Annotated in this window: 12 protein-coding genes and 1 pseudogene; 4 read left to right on the top strand and 9 right to left on the bottom strand. The window is 72.3% G+C overall.

Annotated features, from left to right (window positions below; translation table 11 throughout):
• The 3 genes and pseudogenes from AB0D67_RS37925 to AB0D67_RS37915 all read right to left on the bottom strand — a co-directional run.
• Nucleotides 1–904, bottom strand: a pseudogene (locus AB0D67_RS37925) (ABC transporter permease); the annotation flags it as partial.
• Nucleotides 901–1,608: an ABC transporter ATP-binding protein gene (locus AB0D67_RS37920; RefSeq protein WP_362946925.1), complete on the bottom strand. Its 708-nt coding sequence runs from the start codon at nucleotides 1,606–1,608 to the stop codon at nucleotides 901–903. The gene AB0D67_RS37920 and the pseudogene AB0D67_RS37925, both read right to left, overlap by 4 nt.
• On the bottom strand, nucleotides 1,605–2,132 hold the full coding sequence (locus AB0D67_RS37915; RefSeq protein ID WP_362946922.1) for a PadR family transcriptional regulator: 528 nt from the start codon (nucleotides 2,130–2,132) through the stop codon (nucleotides 1,605–1,607). Before AB0D67_RS37915 ends, AB0D67_RS37920 begins: the two co-directional genes overlap by 4 nt.
• Before the next feature lie 88 nt (nucleotides 2,133–2,220).
• On the opposite strand from AB0D67_RS37915, the gene AB0D67_RS37910 reads away from it, so the two are divergent.
• A complete protein-coding gene (locus tag AB0D67_RS37910; RefSeq protein WP_362946921.1) occupies nucleotides 2,221–2,766 on the top strand; it encodes a DUF1707 and FHA domain-containing protein in 546 nt (181 codons plus the stop codon).
• 31 nt (nucleotides 2,767–2,797) lie between these two features.
• Here AB0D67_RS37910 and AB0D67_RS37905 read toward each other — a convergent pair whose 3' ends face one another.
• The gene (locus AB0D67_RS37905; RefSeq protein ID WP_362946920.1) at nucleotides 2,798–4,204 is read right to left on the bottom strand and encodes an MFS transporter; all 1,407 of its coding nucleotides are present in this window, start codon (nucleotides 4,202–4,204) and stop codon (nucleotides 2,798–2,800) included.
• Nucleotides 4,205–4,325: 121 nt separating this feature from the next.
• Between AB0D67_RS37905 and dacB the strand changes: the two genes are divergently transcribed.
• Both dacB and AB0D67_RS37895 read left to right on the top strand, forming a co-directional pair.
• Nucleotides 4,326–5,888 carry a D-alanyl-D-alanine carboxypeptidase/D-alanyl-D-alanine-endopeptidase gene (dacB, locus tag AB0D67_RS37900; RefSeq protein ID WP_362946918.1) on the top strand — a complete coding sequence of 521 codons (1,563 nt, stop codon included), beginning with the start codon at nucleotides 4,326–4,328 and terminating at the stop codon, nucleotides 5,886–5,888.
• Nucleotides 5,889–6,253: 365 nt separating this feature from the next.
• Nucleotides 6,254–7,240: a CAP domain-containing protein gene (locus tag AB0D67_RS37895; protein ID WP_362946915.1), complete on the top strand. Its 987-nt coding sequence runs from the start codon at nucleotides 6,254–6,256 to the stop codon at nucleotides 7,238–7,240.
• A gap of 179 nt (nucleotides 7,241–7,419) precedes the next feature.
• Here AB0D67_RS37895 and ilvC read toward each other — a convergent pair whose 3' ends face one another.
• The 5 genes from ilvC to AB0D67_RS37870 form a co-directional block, all read right to left on the bottom strand.
• The gene (gene ilvC / locus AB0D67_RS37890; RefSeq protein ID WP_362946931.1) at nucleotides 7,420–8,400 is read right to left on the bottom strand and encodes a ketol-acid reductoisomerase; all 981 of its coding nucleotides are present in this window, start codon (nucleotides 8,398–8,400) and stop codon (nucleotides 7,420–7,422) included.
• A gap of 39 nt (nucleotides 8,401–8,439) precedes the next feature.
• Nucleotides 8,440–8,964, bottom strand: coding sequence for an acetolactate synthase small subunit (gene ilvN / locus AB0D67_RS37885; protein WP_362946912.1), 525 nt, complete (start codon nucleotides 8,962–8,964; stop codon nucleotides 8,440–8,442).
• Between the two features lie 58 nt (nucleotides 8,965–9,022).
• Nucleotides 9,023–10,780, bottom strand: a complete 1,758-nt coding sequence (locus AB0D67_RS37880) for an acetolactate synthase large subunit (RefSeq protein WP_362946928.1) — start codon at nucleotides 10,778–10,780, stop codon at nucleotides 9,023–9,025.
• A 277-nt stretch (nucleotides 10,781–11,057) separates the two neighbouring features.
• Nucleotides 11,058–13,739, bottom strand: coding sequence for a GGDEF domain-containing protein (locus AB0D67_RS37875; protein WP_362946909.1), 2,682 nt, complete (start codon nucleotides 13,737–13,739; stop codon nucleotides 11,058–11,060).
• A gap of 263 nt (nucleotides 13,740–14,002) precedes the next feature.
• Nucleotides 14,003–14,911, bottom strand: a complete 909-nt coding sequence (locus AB0D67_RS37870) for a 2-hydroxyacid dehydrogenase (protein ID WP_362946906.1) — start codon at nucleotides 14,909–14,911, stop codon at nucleotides 14,003–14,005.
• Between the two features lie 71 nt (nucleotides 14,912–14,982).
• Here AB0D67_RS37870 and AB0D67_RS37865 point away from each other — a divergent pair, with 71 nt between their 5' ends.
• Nucleotides 14,983–16,122 carry a PQQ-dependent sugar dehydrogenase gene (locus AB0D67_RS37865; RefSeq protein ID WP_362946903.1) on the top strand — a complete coding sequence of 380 codons (1,140 nt, stop codon included), beginning with the start codon at nucleotides 14,983–14,985 and terminating at the stop codon, nucleotides 16,120–16,122.
• The last annotated feature ends 127 nt before the right edge of the window (nucleotides 16,123–16,249 follow it).

Below are 16,249 nucleotides of genomic sequence, written 5' to 3'. Positions count from 1 at the left end.
CCAACTCCCTGCGCCGCCGCCGCGCCCCCACCGCGAACGCCGGACCGGCCAGCAGCACCACCTCCAGCACACCCATCACCACGATCAGGCCGATGGCCACGACGTCGTCGGTGCTGTGGTAGCCGCTGGTGTCCCTGGCCGCGTCGGGGGACACGACGCCCAGGTCCGCCGCCAGCAGCGCGTTGACGTCCCGGGTGGTGACCGGCTTCGGGGTGTCGGCCAGCCAGCCCGTGCCGTTCCCGTCCCGCTCGTCGAACAGCAGGGTGCCCGGAAGGCCGATGACCTCCGCGCTGTCCGTCCGGTGCGGGTGCTCGACGACCCCGACCACCCGCATCGGGGTCAGCTTGAAGGTCACGGCCGGTGTCGTGCCGAACCGCGCGCCCCGCTCCTCCGCGCCGGGGGTCACCACGATCTCACCGGGCGCGGCCGGGAGGCGGCCCCGCAACAGGTGATACATCCCCTTCGTCAGGGGGTCGCGCAGGTCCACCTCGCGCGCGGACACGTGCTCGTAACCGCGCTCGCCCCGGAGGTCGGCGCTGCCGTCGTTCGCCGGGATCAGCCGGGCCCCGGGGCCGAGCAGTCTCATGACCTCGGCCGGCGAGGTGGGCGTCCGTGTGTGGTCGTCGGGGTCGGGCGGCCCGAGTGTCGTGATCCGCAGGTCGGCGGCGCCGATCCGCGCGGTGAGCCCCTCCCGCGGGGTGATGTCCGCCGTCGCGGCGAAGATCAGGGCGAAGACGATGACCAGGACGGGCAGGCCGACCATCGTCACGATGAGGGCGCTGCGGCCCCGGGCCCGCAGCGCGTCCCGCCGGGAGATCCGCAGCGCCGCCAGGAACGCGGCCGTCCGGGAACGCGCCGCTCCCGCCGTACCGGCGCGGGCCATGACCGGTGCCGGGGCGCTCATCGGGCGCTCTCCAGCGGTGCGGCGGCGGTGTCGGTGACCCGGCCGTCGCGCAGGAAGACCACGCGGTCGGCCCAGGCGGCGTAGCGGGGTTCGTGGGTGACGAGCAGGACCGCCGCCCCGGCGTCGCAGCGGGCGCGCAGCAGTTGGAGGATGTCGTCGCCGGTCGGGGTGTCGAGGGCGCCGGTCGGCTCGTCGGCCAGGATCAGTCGCCGTTCCCCGGCCAGGGCGCGGGCGATCGCCACCCGCTGGCGCTGGCCGCCGGAGATCTCGTCGGGGAAGCGGTCGGCGACGTCGGCGAGACCGACCTCGGCAAGCGCCTCCAGCGCCTCGCGGCGGGCGTCCCGGAAGCGGACCCCGTCCAGTTCGCGGGGGAGCGTCACGTTCTCCAGCGCGGTGAGCGAGGGGATCAGGTTGAGGTCCTGGAAGACGTACCCGACGTGCCTGCGGCGCAGTGCGGCGAGCTCCCCGGCCGGAAGGCGGGGCAGCGAGACGCCCTCGACGACGACGTCGCCCGAGGTGGGGCGGTCGAGGCCGCCCGCGACGTTCAGCAGGGTGGACTTTCCGCACCCGGAGGGGCCCATCACCGCCACCAGTTCCCCGGCGTCGGCCGCGAGGCTCACCTCTGAAAGGGCCGTCACGGCTGCCGGGCCGTCGCCGTGCACGCGGCTGACGGCCGCGAGCCGGACGACCGGATCGAAACTCATGCTTGTCTCTCCTGCGTCTGGGGGGAGGCCGCGAGCACGGCCTCGCAGTGGTCGAGCCAGCGCTGCTCGGCCTCGGCCTGGAAGATCATGGAGTCGAGCACCAGCCGCTGGGCGGGGTCCTCGGCGCTCGCCCGTCTGGCGCGGGTGAGCCGCTGGAGGGTGCCCATGGTCGCGGTGCGCTGGGCCTGGATGATCGGGCGCACGCCCGTCCCGGCGGTGACCGCCATCGCGAGCTTGATGACCAGCTCGTCCCGGGGCCGGTCGGCCTGGGCCACGGGGGTGGCGAACCACCGCTCCGTCTCGGCCCGGCCGGCCTCGGTGATCGCGTAGACGACCCGGCCCTGGTCGTCCTGCTCGCCGGGGGCCACCAGGCCGTCGCGTTCCAGGCGGGCGAGCGTCGTGTAGACCTGGCCGATGTTGAGCGGCCAGGTCGCCCCCGTCGACTCCTCGAACTCCGCCCGCAACTGATAGCCGTAGCGGGGCCCCCGGCTGAGCAGGGCCAGCAGCCCTTGTCGGATCGCCATGGATACTGAGTATGCATACTCAGTATGGTCACGGCAAGAGATCCGCATATTCTGGACAGGTTCCGCCGACGGGGCGGATACTCGGGGGATGAGCTCGCCGCCTCCCCCGTCCCGCGCGTCCGATGGGGACCGCGACCGCGCCATCAACGAGCTCCGCGACCGCGCCGTCGAGGGCCGTCTCTCACACGAGACATTCCTCGGCCGGGTCGACATGGCACTGCGCGCCCGCAGTCAGGGCGAGCTGGAGAGCCTGATCGCCGACCTGCCGCCGCGCGGCCGGCTGCGGCGGATGGTGACCGACGTCGTCGCCTCGGCGTCCGACTTCACCCGCCGGGTCGAGTCGGCCTGGCGGCGTCCCCGGCTGCCCCGCCTCGCGCTGCCCGGCGACGACCGCGTCCGCTACGTGGTGGGGCGGGGCTCGGCCTGCGACCTGGTGCTGGCCGACCTGACCGTCTCCCGGATGCACGCCGAGCTGCGCCGCGCCGAGGACGGCTGGGTCGTCGTCGATCTCGGCTCGCTCAACGGCACCCGGCTGAACGACTGGCGCCTGGTCGGACCGGCCCTGGTACGGCCGGGCGACGTGCTCTCCTTCGGCGACTGCGGCTTCCTGGTGATCACACCCCAGCCGGCCTGAACCGGATCATGCTCCGGCCGGCTCCGGTCCGTCATCCGTGCGCCGTGATCCCCGGCTCCTCCCCCGCCCCGGCCGCACCGGCGGTGTCCGTCGCCCGCATCGTCTCGGCGGTGATGGGGTAGCGCAGTGTGAGCAGTACGCTGGCCCCGGCCGCGAGCGCGGGGATCAGTGCCCCGCCGTACAGGACGGCGTCGATCGCCGAGCCGGGCTGGGTCACCGCCTCCGAGGCGGCGGACTCCACGAACCCGGCCGCGCCGAGCAGCCAGCCCAGCACCAGCGCCCCGAGCGCGAAGACCACGGTCTCGCAGGCCGTCCACAGGCCGGTGAACACCCCGGCGCGGCGCCTGCCGGTGACCCACGCGTCGTGGAAGATCACATCCGAGAGCATGGAGAACTGCAGGAGCTGGAACCCGGCGTAGCCGATGCCGACGAGGAGCACGCAGGCGTGCGTGTAGCCCGCGCCGAACCGGCCGGCGAGCGCCAGCGCGGCCGTGCCCGCGGCGAACAGCGCCGCCGCCAGCATCATCGCGCCGCGCTTGTCGTAGCGTCGCGACAGCCACGTCCACAGCGGCATGGTGACCAGCAGCGGCCCGACCACGCACAGGAAGAGCGTGGTGGTCGCCCCGGGTGCGCCGAGGACGTAGGTGGCGAGGTACGGCGCGCCGGCCAGCAGGGTGCCAGCGGCGAACATCTGCGCGCAGCTCAGGGCGAGCAGGACCATGAACGGCCGGCTGGAGCGGGCCGCGGCGAACTGCGCCCGCAGCGACGGCTCGGCCTCGGCCCGGCCGGCCAGCGGGGCGCGGGCCGTACCGGCGACGGAGGCGAGCATGGACGCCAGCAGCACCGCGCCGATGACCAGGCCCATGAGCCGGTAGCCGCTCACCTCGGTCCCGGCGAGGGCGGGCGCGCCGGCCCCGGACAGCAGGATCGCCAGGCCCAGGAAGACCATCTTCCACTGGAGCAGCGACGAGCGCTCGTGGTAGTCGTCGGTCATCTCGGTGGCCATCGCCTTGTAGGGCACCTCGTAGAAGGCGTAGGCCGTGGCGGTGAGGAAGTAGCAGACGGTGACGTACAGCGCGGCGGGCAGGCCGGTCAGCGGCGGCCCGGCGAAGGTCAGTGCGAAGGTCACCGGCAGGGTGACCGCGCCCACCAGCATCCAGGGGCGGCGCGCGCCGAGCCGGGAGACCGTGCGGTCGGAGCGCTGACCGACCCAGGGGTTGATGACCATGTCCCAGAGCTTGGGCAGGAAGGCCACCGCGCCGGCGATCCAGGCGGGGACCGCCAGCACGTTGGTCATGTAGAACAGCAGCAGCAGGCCCGGGACCGTGGAGAACGTCGCGGTGCAGACCGATCCGACCCCGTAGCCGACGCGCACCCCGCGCGGCACGGTGACGGCGGCGGCTCCGGCGGGGCGGGGGGTGGGAGCCGGTGTGACCATTGCCACATTCAACCCCACCCGCCACCGGCCCAACAGGGGTGAAAGATACGAATATTTCCGTATTGTCGGGCGGGCCGTAGGTGTCGATGATCTCCGCAGACGCCTAGCACCTGGAGCGACCGTGCGGCCCTCGCGACGTACCACCCTCTCTGTTTCGGCCCTCCTCCTCACCGGCCTCACCTGGGCCACGACCGGCTCGGCCGCCCCGGCCGGCGCCCTCGGACCGGCCCCCGGCGTGGTGGACCTGGTCAAGGACATCGACCAGATCCTCGGCGACGCCCGGCTCACGCCGGCGCGGGCGGGGGTGGTGGTCCGCAGCGCGGTCTCCGGTGAGGAGCTCTACGCCGTGGACTCCGGAAAGATCCTCACCCCCGCCTCCAACACCAAGCTGCTGACCTCCGCCGCCGCCGTGGAGAACCTCGGCCTGGACTTCCGCTTCACCACGAGCGTGCTGTCCACCGGCCGCCGGGCGGGCTCGGCCCTGGCCGGGGACCTCTACCTCAGGGGGACCGGCGACCCCACCATGCTCGCCGCCGACTACGACGCGCTGGCCGCGAAGGTCGCCGCCTCCGGGATCAAGGTGGTCACCGGCAGGCTGGTGGCCGACGACACCTGGTTCGACGACGTACGGCTCGGCACCGACTGGGCGTGGGACGACGAGCCCTACTACTACGCGGCACAGATCTCGGCGCTGACCGCCTCCCCCGACACCGACTACGACGCCGGCACTGTCATCGTCTCGGTGGCCCCCGGGAGCGCCGGAAAGCGGCCCAAGGTCACCACCACGCCCGAGACGGACTACCTGAAGATCGACAACCGTGCCGTGACCGGCGCCGAGACCGACGTCACCATCGAGCGCCTGCACGGCACGAACACCGTGGTGATCACCGGCACCGTCGCGGACGAGCAGCAGGAGTGGGTCACCGTCGACGACCCCACGGGCTACGCCGCCTCGCTGCTGCGCGCGGCGCTGGCCAGGCACGGGGTGCGGGTGCTGGGCGGCACGGCTCGCGCGGCGACCCCGGAGGGCGCCGCCGTCGTGGCCTCGCACGAGTCGATGACACTTCGTGAGCTGCTGGTGCCGTTCATGAAGCTCAGCAACAACATGCACGCCGAGATCCTCGCCAAGGCGATCGGGCGCAAGGTCTCGGGCGCCGGGACGTGGGGCGCCGGGCTCGCCGCGATCACCTCCTTCGCCAAGGCGAACGGCGTGACGACGCTGAGCCTGCGGGACGGCTCCGGCCTGTCGCGGATGGACGGCTTCACCCCGGGCGACCTGACGCGCTACCTCGCCGCGCTGCGCGCCAAGCCGTGGTTCGACGCCTGGTACGGCGCGCTGCCGATCGCGGGCCAGGCCGACCGCATGGTCGGCGGGACGCTGCGCAACCGGATGCGCGGCACGCCCGCGGCCGGGAACGTCCACGCCAAGACCGGCTCGCTGACCGGCGTCACCTCGCTGTCGGGCTACGTGACCAGCGCCGACAACGAGCCGCTGGTCTTCTCCGTCATGCTCAACCAGTACCTGTCCGGAGCTCCCCGGGACATCGAGGACAGGATCGCCGTCCGTCTCGCGCAGTTCCGCCGCGACGCGCCGGTGGACACGGTCGTCCAGCTCAAGCAGGCGCCGCAGGACGGGGACGCTCCGGAGCTGGAGTGCTCGTGGCTGAAGCCCGCCCAGTGCTGACCAGCCGTCCCGCCCGGCGCCGGCGCCGGCCCTCCCCCGGCCCTCGATCTCACCCGGTGTGACCTGAGCGTCCATCGAGCGTGACCGTACGGTCCGACGGAACCGATCGACCGGGAAAGATTTTCCCGCCCGCCGGGCCCCTGCCGCCGCCGTGTCCGCACGGCGGCGGCAGACCAGTTCAAGGGCATATTTTCGGACATATAGGAACGGTCCCAGACGCACCACTGATCACTTTGGTTTACCTACAACTCAAGATTTTGTCCGAAATTTCGTGACAGGGGCGTTGTGGCGCCGCCAGAATACGGGTTCGATCCAGCCTCGACCCCTCTGGAGGAATCGATATGCGCAGACCGCTGGGTGCACTCGTGTGCATTGGAACTCTGGCGGCCCTGAGCGCTCCCGTCGCCGCGAACGCGGCGGCCTGGCCGTCCTCGTGCGACGTCCACGCGGACCGGCCCGTCGTCACCGCCACCGGGAAGATCCACGCCTCCGCCACGCGGCTCGGCTGCCGCGACTCCGCCCTGGTGCGGATCCAGATCAAGCGGGCCGTCGCCGGCGCCGACCCGGTCGTCAAGAGCGGCGCGTACAAGGGCCGCAACGGGCGGGCCATCATGACCCTGCGGTGCGCGCCGGGCGTCTACTACACCGTCGTGCGCGACAACCGCGGCAACACCGACGTCTCCCGGGCGGCCAGGCTCTCGTGCGACGCCTCGACGCCGACCGCCACCCCCTCGCCCACGGGCACGGCGACTCCCACGAAGGCCCCGACGACGGGCCCGACGTCCGCACCCACCGCGTCGGCCACGCCCACCGCGGCTCCGACCGCCGCCCCCACCGCGACGGCCAAGCCCACCACGCCGGCCACTCCGCTGCCGACCCTGACCCCCGCCCCGACGGCCACGGCCACCGTCAAGCCCACTCCCAAGCCCACCCCCACCGCCTCCTCCCCCGGAGGCGCGGTCGGCACGGCCGACGAGAACGAGGTGCTGCGCCTGACCAACGCGGAGCGCGCGAAGGGCGGCTGCCAGCCGCTCAAGCACGACGCGCAGCTCCGCGCCGCCGCCTACGGCCACTCCGCCGACATGGCCGCCAAGAACTACTTCAGCCACACCTCCCAGGACGGCCGCAGCTTCATGGACCGCATCCGCGCGGCGGGCTTCACCGGCGGATCGGGCTGGGCGGAGAACATCGCCATGGGCCAGCCGACCCCGGCCTCCGTGGTCACCGCCTGGATGAACAGCTCGGGCCACCGGGCCAACATCATGAACTGCAAGTACACCCTCATCGGCGTCGGCGCGGCCAAGAACTCCAAGGGCCAGATCTACTGGACCCAGGACTTCGCCGCCCGCTGAAAGACGCCGTAAGGCCCTCCCCCTCTCCTCCAGCCTGGGCCGGGCCGGTTCCGTTCCTCCCCGCGGACGGCCCGGAGAGCGGAGGAGACGGCGACGCCCCCACGGTCGGGTGACCGTCCGCGGGGGCGTCGCCGTACGGGGCGCCCCTCCCGGACAGCGGGTCCGGGAGGGGCGCGCCGCTACTTCAGCCAGCTCATCATCGGGCGGAGCTTGGCGCCGGTGGTCTCGATCGGGTGCTGGGCCAGGTCCTCGCGGTAGGCGGTGAACTTCTTCTGGCCGCTGTCGAACTCGTCGACCAGCTCGCGGGCGAACTCGCCGGACCGGATCTCCGCGAGGATGCGCTGCATCTCCTTCTTGGTCTCCTCGGTCACGATGCGCGGGCCGCGGGAGTAACCGCCGTACTCGGCGGTGTCGGAGACCGACCAGTACATCTTGTGGATGCCGCCCTCGTACATCAGGTCGACGATCAGCTTCATCTCGTGCAGGCACTCGAAGTAGGCGACCTCGGGCTGGTAGCCGGCCTCGATGAGGGTCTCGAACCCGGCCTTGATCAGCTCGGAGACGCCGCCGCAGAGGACCGCCTGCTCACCGAAGAGGTCGGTCTCGGTCTCCTCGGTGAAGGTGGTCTTCAGCGCGCCGGCGCGGGTGCCGCCGATGGCCTTGGCGTAGGACAGCGCGAGGTCCCAGGCGTTGCCGCTGGCGTCCTTCTCCACCGCGACGAGACACGGCACGCCGCGACCGGCGCTGTACTGGCGGCGGACGAGGTGGCCGGGGCCCTTGGGGGCGACCATCGCGACGTCAACGCCCTCGGGGGCCTCGATGAGGCCGTAGCGGATGTTGAAGCCGTGGCCGAAGAAGAGCGCGTCGCCCTCGACGAGGTTCGGGGCGACGTGGTCGGCGTACAGGTGACGCTGGATGTGGTCCGGCGCCAGGATCATGATCAGATCGGCTTCCTCGACGGCCTCGGCCGGCGTGAGCACGCGCAGGCCGTCGGCCTCGGCCCGCTCCCGGCTCTTGGACCCCTCCGGCAGGCCGACGCGGACGTCGACGCCGGAGTCGCGCAGGGACAGCGCGTGCGCGTGACCCTGGCTGCCGTACCCCAGGACGGCCACGTGCCGGCCCTGGATGATCGACAGGTCGGCCTGGTCGTCGTAGAAGATCTCAGTCACTTGCTTAACCTTTCGGGTTTCTCGTACGGCTTACGCGGTCCGGTCCAGGGCCCGCAGAGAACGGTCGGTGATGGAGCGGGCACCGCGGCCGATGGCCACCATGCCCGACTGGACGAGCTCCTTGACGCCGTACGGCTCAAGGAGTTTCACGAACGCCTGGAGCTTGTCCGGGGTGCCGGTGACCTCGATCGTCACCGCGTCCGGGGCGACGTCCACGCAGCGCGCCCGGAAGAGGTTGACCAGTTCCAGCACGCTGGACCGGGTCTCGGCGTCGGCCCGCACCTTGATCAGCGTGAGCTCGCGCTGCACGGCCTGCGCCGGGTCGAGCTCCACGATCTTCAGAACGTTCACCAGCTTGTTGAGCTGCTTGGTGACCTGCTCCAGCGGCAGCTCCTCGACGTTCACCACGATGGTCATCCGGGAGATGTCCTCGTGCTCGGTCGGGCCGACCGCCAGCGAGTCGATGTTGAACCCGCGGCGGCTGAACAGCGCGGCGACCCGCGCCAGAACACCGGGCTTGTTCTCCACCAGCACCGAGAGCGTGTGCCTGCTCATGCCTTCCTCCTCGCCGGGCGTCTCGCCGAGCCGCCGTGCCTGTCCGTCAGCCCGCCGCTCACACCTGGTCCTCGCCGTCCCAGACGGGCGCCATGTCGCGGGCGAACCTGATGTCGTCGTTGCTGGTCCCGGCGGCGACCATGGGCCAGACCATGGCATCCTGGTGGACCACGAAGTCGATCACGACCGGGACGTCGTTGATCGCCATCGCCTTCTCGATGACCTCGTCCACGTCCTCGGGACGCTCGCACCGCAGACCGACGCAGCCGTACGCCTCGGCGAGCTTCACGAAGTCGGGGATCCGGCGGACCGTCTGCAGGTTCGTGTTGGAGTAGCGCTCGTTGTAGAAGAGCGTCTGCCACTGCCGGACCATGCCGAGGTTGCCGTTGTTGATGACCGCCACCTTGATCGGCACGCCCTCGATCGTGCAGGTCGCCAGCTCCTGGTTGGTCATCTGGAAGCAGCCGTCGCCGTCGATCGCCCAGACGACGGAGTCCGGACGGCCCATCTTGGCGCCCATCGCCGCCGGGACCGCGAAGCCCATCGTGCCGGCGCCGCCGGAGTTGATGAAGGTGCCGGGGTTCTCGTAGCCGATGAACTGCGCCGCCCACATCTGGTGCTGGCCGACGCCCGCGGTGTAGATCGCGTCCGGGCCGACGAGCGCGCTCAGCCGCTCCATGACGTACTGCGGAGCCAGGGCGCCGTCGGCGAACGTCTCGTAGCCCAGCGGGTACGTCGAGCGGTAGGAGTCGAGCTGGGCCCACCACTCGGTGTAGTCGCCCTTGCGGTCCTCCTTGCCCACCGCGGCGATCAGCTCGGCGAGGACCTCCTTGCAGTCGCCCACGATCGGGACGTCCGCGTGCCGGTTCTTGGAGATCTCCGCCGGGTCGATGTCGGCGTGGACGACCCTGGCGTTCGGCGCGAAGGTCGACAGGTCACCGGTGACGCGGTCGTCGAAGCGGACGCCCAGGCCGATGATCAGGTCGGAGCGCTGCAGCGCCCCGACGGCCGGCACCGAGCCGTGCATGCCCGGCATGCCCAGGTGCTGGCGGTGGCTGTCGGGGAAGGTGCCGCGCGCCATCAGCGTGGTGACCACCGGGATGCCGGTCAGCTCGGCGAACTCCCGCAGCTCCTGCGCCGCGCCGGCCTTGTGGACGCCGCCGCCGACGTACAGCACCGGCCGCCTGGCCTCCACGATCAGCTTCGCCGCCTCGCGGATCTGCTTGGAGTGCGGTCGCGTCACCGGGCGGTAGCCGGGGAGCTGCATCACCGGCGGCCACTGGAACTCCGTCGTGGCCACCAGGGCGTCCTTGGAGATGTCCACCAGGACGGGCCCGGGGCGGCCGGTCGAGGCGATGTGGAACGCCTCGGCGATCGTCCGGGCGATGTCGGCCGGGTCGGTGACCAGGAAGTTGTGCTTCGTGATCGGCATGGTGATGCCGGAGATGTCGGCTTCCTGGAACGCGTCGGTGCCGATGGCGGCGCTGGCCACCTGGCCGGTGATCGCGACCATCGGGACCGAGTCCATGTAGGCGTCGGCGATCGGGGTGACCAGGTTGGTCGCGCCCGGACCGCTGGTGGCCATGCAGACCCCCACCCTGCCGGTGGCCTGCGCGTACCCCTGGGCCGCGTGCCCGGCGCCCTGCTCATGCCGTACGAGCACGTGACGGACCTTGGCGGAGTCGTAAAGGGGATCGTAGGCGGGAAGGATCGCGCCGCCGGGGATCCCGAACACGGTGTCGACCCCGACGTGCTCCAGCGCCCTAACCAGCGCCTGGGCTCCTGTCATCTGCTCGGTCATCGGCTCGTTCCTCATGTGGCTGAGCGGGATGTATGGCATAAAAAAGGCCCCATCCCACCTTGCCGGGCGGGTCTGGGGCGGCGCGCAGGTCGAAGTGCTTCGCTTATCGGCCTGCGCGCCGGCGAAGTACTACGAGAATCCCACGGTGATGCATGGGTCCCACCATGGCCGACATTGCGGCCCCGCGTCAAATTGGTGGGACGGGTGTCTCAGGATCCGAGATGAAATTCCGGGCAGGAGAGGCCCATGGGACGGCCGCGCCGTACGGGACGCCTGCTGTACGGCACGGCCCTCAGACGGCGCTGTGCAGGCCCGCGGGCATGAGGTCGTCGATCCCCCGGGCGTCCATCGGCCGCGCCACCAGGAAACCCTGCCCCCGGGTGCAGCCCATCTCGCGCAGCAGGTCGAGCTGCTCGGGCCGCTCGATGCCCTCCGCCACCACGATCAGCCCCAGGTCGTGGCCGAGCCGTACGATCGTGCGGGTCAGCAGGGTCAGCGTCTCGTCGGCGCCCAGCCCGGACACGAACGACGGATCGATCTTGATCATGTCCACCGGGAGCTGCCGCAGCAGCGCCAGCGAGGCGTAGCCCGTCCCGAAGTCGTCGATGGCCAGCCGCACCCCCAGCTCACGCAGCTCCGACAGCCGCGTGAGGGTCTCCTCGGCGTCCTCGACCAGCATCTCCTCGATGACCTCCAGCGACAGCGCGCTGGGCGGCAGGCCGCTCTCGGCGAGCGCCGACTCGACGGTCTCGACGAACCTCGGGGCCATGATCTGCCGGGCCGACAGGTTGAGCGACAACCCGATGTCCCAGGAGGACGCCCGCCACGCGGCCACCTCCCGGCAGGCCCGGCGCAGGATCCACTCGCCCAGCGGGACGATCAGCCCGGTGTCCTCGGCCGGGCCGAGGAACCGCTCCGGCGGCACGAACGCGCCCTCCCGCCACCAGCGCACCAGCGCCTCCACCGCGGTGACGCGCGAGGTCGCCAGATCCACCATCGGCTGGTACTCGATCGCGAACTGGTCCTCCAGCAGCGCCCGCTGCAGGTCCGCCGCCAGTTCCAGGCGGCGCACCACGTCGGCGTGCATGTGCGCGGCGAACACCTCCACCCGCGGCCCGCCGATGTCCTTGGCCCGCGCCATCGCCACGTCCGCGTTGCGGATCAGGTCGGCCGAGGACACCTCCTCGTCGGCGAAGGCCACCCCGACGCTCGCGGTCATCGCGATGTCGCGGTCGGCCACCCGGAACGGCTCGGCGGAGACCGCCCGGACCAGCCGCTCGGCGAGGTCCACCGCCGTCTGGGCGTCGCCCGCCACCTCCAGCAGCACCGCGAACTCGTCGCCGCCCCACCGCGCCAGGGTGTCGTCGGCCCGTACGGCCGCGCGGAGCCTGCGGGCCGCCTGCCCCAGGAGGTAGTCGCCGCTGGCGTGACCCACCGAGTCGTTGACCGCGGTGAACCCGTCCAGGTCCAGGAACACCACGGCGACGCTGTGGCCCCCGGGACGGGCCAGCACCTCCCGGGTGCGCTCCTCGAAGTAGGAGCGGTTGGGCAGACCGGTGACGCCGTCGTGGAACGTCAGATGGGCCACCTGGTTGCGCAGCGCCTCCTGGCCGCTGACGTCGCGGGTCGTGACCAGCAGGAGGTCCTCGCCCCGGGAGTGGCGGGTGGCCACCGACTCGGTGGGCCGCCAGGTGCCGTCGGCCGCCCGCACCCGGCACCCGATCATGCAGGTGCCGCCGCCCTCGGCCCGCTCGTCCTCCAGGCTCATCGCGCGCAGCGCCATCTGGATGCCCGGGACGTCCTCCGGATGGATGTAGTCGAAGATCGACCCGCCGACCATGTCCTCGGGACGGTAGCCGTAGGTGACCTCCACCCCCTCGCCGATCTCCCGCACCACGCCGTCGTGGTCGCACAGCAGGACCACGTCGCCGGTGCTCTCCGCGAGGTCGTGCAGCTGCCGCTCACCGAGATCCATCAGGCGCCGCATCCGGCCGGCGTCGGCCAGCATCACGAACAGCCTCACCACCAGGACCGCCACGACCGACGCCGCCACCAGCGCCGGTACGGCGAGCGGCCCCGCCACGCCCCCGCCCAGCATCCGCAGGACCAGGGCCACGGTCGCCACGAGCACGAGGATCAGCGGCACCGCCGCGATCAGCGAGGACGCGGCCTGCGCACCCGCGCCCGCGCCTCCGTCCACGTCCGGGTCGTCCTCCTCGCCCGAGGCACCGGGAGCATGCGCCATACGGCGGCACCACGGGACGGCGGCGAACAGCAGGAAGGCCACCGGCGCGAGCCAGAGCCCGAGCGGCGACGGATCGTCGCCCGTCATCCGGGTCAGCGCGCCCGCCGTCTCCGTGGCGGTGAGCGCGGCCAGCAGCCCCAGCGCCGCCAGGCCGACCGGCCCGGCGGACTTCCGGGCGGGCAGCACCGCGGGCCCCACAGCGCAGGCGAAGGCCAGGCAGAGCACCGGCGAGGCCAGGGACACCGCGAAGACGCCCGGCCCCCCGGAGTCGTGGTAGGCCGGTCCGAGCAGGGCGACCCAGCCGACCAGGAATATCGAGGCGGCGCTCACATAGGCGTCGGACGCGTCACGCAGCGACGCCCGGCCGTACGCCGGGCGGACGGCGCACAGTCCCGTGCCGATGGCGAGCATCGCCGTACCGGCCAGGACCAGCAGGTCGGCGAAGCTCACCGCGAACGGCGTGCCGTCCGCGATCGGCCGCACGCCCGCCCCGGCCAGCCAGGTGGCCGCGCCCCCCGCCAGCCAGCGCCAGGCACGCGCCTCGCGCCGGTCGGCGATCCGGAGCACCGCCATGACCAGTGACACGACGGCGACCGCGGCGGCGGCGACACCCGCCACCGCCCCGGCGACCGCGGCCGAAGCGCCGCCGACGAGCGCGGCGGCCAGTCCCACCGCGCCGAACCCGGCGACCACTGCCGGCGGCACCCGGGGGTCACGCCAGCGGATCAATGTCGTCTGCCCATCGGTGTCGTCTCGCCCTGCCTCCGCGGCGTTCCCTTGGCCGCCGCTCCAGCGTCGCCGCTGTCACCACGTCATCCTTCGTCCTCCGCCCGAACGGGGCGGCACACGACCAGTCTGTGCTCTCCGGTCGGCGCGGATGGTGACAACGCCGTAGTCGTCACCGATCTGATAACCATGAAACGATCGAGATCGCGTCATCCACGGTAGGCGGCGGAGGTCACGAGGCAGCCACGGGCGGATTCCTTTCCCGGTCAGTACGGGCCGGTGATCACGTTCTTCAGCGGCTCCCCCGCCAGATACCGCAGGAGCTGCGAGCGGAGCAGCCGCAGCGTGCGCCGCCCGGAGGCCGGGGTGCTGCCCGCGACGTGCGGGGTGACGAACACCCCGGGGGCCGTCCACAGCGGATGCCCGGGAGGCAGCGGCTCGGGGTCGGTGACGTCGAGCGCGGCCCGGATCCGGCCCCGGCGCAACTCGGCGACGAGCGCACCGGTGTCCACCACCCCGCCCCTGGCCGCGTTCACCAGCACGGCGCCGTCCTTCATCGCCGCCAGGAACGCCGCGTCCACCAGGCCCGCCGTCTCCGGAGTGGACGGCACCAGCAACACCACCACGTCGGCCCGGGGCAGCAGCTCCGGCAGCTCGTCCTGACCGTGCACGCCGTCCCGCGCGGTCCTCGCCACCCGGACGACGTCCACCTCGAACCCGTCGAGCCTGCGCTCCAGCGCCTCACCGATCGAGCCGTAACCGACGATCAGCACCGTGGAGTCGGCGAGCACGCCCGTGTGGCGGTAGGCCCACTCCCCCCGCCGCTGGGCGGCGGCGAACTCCGGGAAGTCCCGCAGCACCGCGATCATCGCACCCACAGCCCACTCGGCCGTCCCGGCGTCGTGCACCCCCCGCGCGTTGCACAGCACCGCGCCCTCGGGCAGATGCGGCCGGTACGTCTCCACCCCCGCCGTGACGGTCTGCAGCAGACGCAGCCCCGTCATCCGGCCCAGCAGCCCGGCGACGTCCGGCACCGGCATCAGCGGGGGTATCCAGACCTCCACCTCCTCCGCTCCGGCCGGGTGGGGACCGGTGCCGTCATAGACGACGCACTCCACCTCGGGCAGATCACACAGGACGTCGGCGGCGGCTCGGGAGGGGACCCAGATCTTCATGTCCCGCATTATCCAGGGGGTCGTTCCGGAACCTCTTCGGGTATGCAGCCGTATTGACGGAGGAGGTAACCATGATCCGCTTCGCACGCTCGGCCCTCGTCGTGGCCGTCACCTCGGGGGCCGTCCTGGCGGCCGGCTGTTCCGCGGCCCCGGCCGAACGCTCCTCCGGCCCGGCCCCGCAGAGCACTCGGAGCACCCCGGGCACCCGGAGCACCCCGGACGGCCAGGGCGCCCAGAGCCCCCGGGACTCCCCCGCCGGTGAACCGCGCACCCTCGCCGAGAACCTCGCCGTCCCCTGGGGCATCGCGTTCCTGCCCGGCGGCGACGCCCTGGTGACCGAACGCGACACCGCCCGGCTGCTGCGCGTCACCCCCGCGGGCAAGGTCACCGAGATCGGCCGGATCGACGGCGTCAGCCCCTCCGGCGAGGGCGGCCTGCTGGGCGTCGCGGTCTCCCCGGCCTTCGCCGACGACCACCAGGTCTTCGTCTACTTCTCCTCCGCCCGCGACAACCGGATCGTGCGCTACCGCTACGACCGCGAGCTGGCCGACCCCACGGTGATCCTCGACGGCATCCCCCGGGGCGGCATCCACAACGGCGGCCGCCTGGCCTTCGGCCCGGACGGTTACCTGTACGCCAGCACCGGCGAGACCGGGAACCAGTCGCTGGCGCAGGACCTCGGCTCCATGGGCGGCAAGATCCTGCGCATGACGAAGGACGGCAAGCCCGCGCCCGGCAACCCGTTCGGGAACGTGATCTGGAGCTACGGCCATCGCAACGTCGAGGGCCTGGCGTGGGACCGTTCCGGGCGGATGTACGCCAGCGAGTTCGGCGCCGGGTCCTTCGACGAGATCAACCTCATCAAGAAGGGCGCCAACTACGGCTGGCCCGAGGTCGAGGGCACCGGCGGCGGCTCCCGCTTCACGGATCCGATCGTCACCTGGCCCACCTCGGAGGCGTCCCCCTCCGGCCTGGCCTACGCCGGCGACTCCCTCTGGGTGGGCGCCCTGCGCGGCCAGCGGCTCTGGCGGGTCCCCTTGAACCCGGACGGCAGCGCCGGCAAGCCCGTCCCGCTCTTCGAGGGCCGGTACGGCAGGCTCCGGGCGGTCGCCACGGCACGGGACGGGTCACTGTGGTTCGGCACCAGCAACAAGGACGGCCGCGGCTCCCCCCGCCGCGGCGACGACCGCCTCCTGACCCTGAAGCCGTAGCGCTTCTCCCTCACGCAGGCTGGAACCTTTCACCCTGCGGATGGCTTGGGCGGGTCCCTTCTTCCACGCTGAGGCTTTTCGCGTCTTGGGGCGGTTCTCCGGGTTTGGGTGGGTCCGCGTTTGTCGG

Origin of the sequence: Streptosporangium sp. NPDC048047, from assembly GCF_040653115.1 — a bacterium.
Taxonomy (GTDB): domain Bacteria; phylum Actinomycetota; class Actinomycetes; order Streptosporangiales; family Streptosporangiaceae; genus Streptosporangium.
Note: the sequence above shows the minus strand (reverse complement) of the source record. Positions and strands in the feature narration are given on the sequence as shown.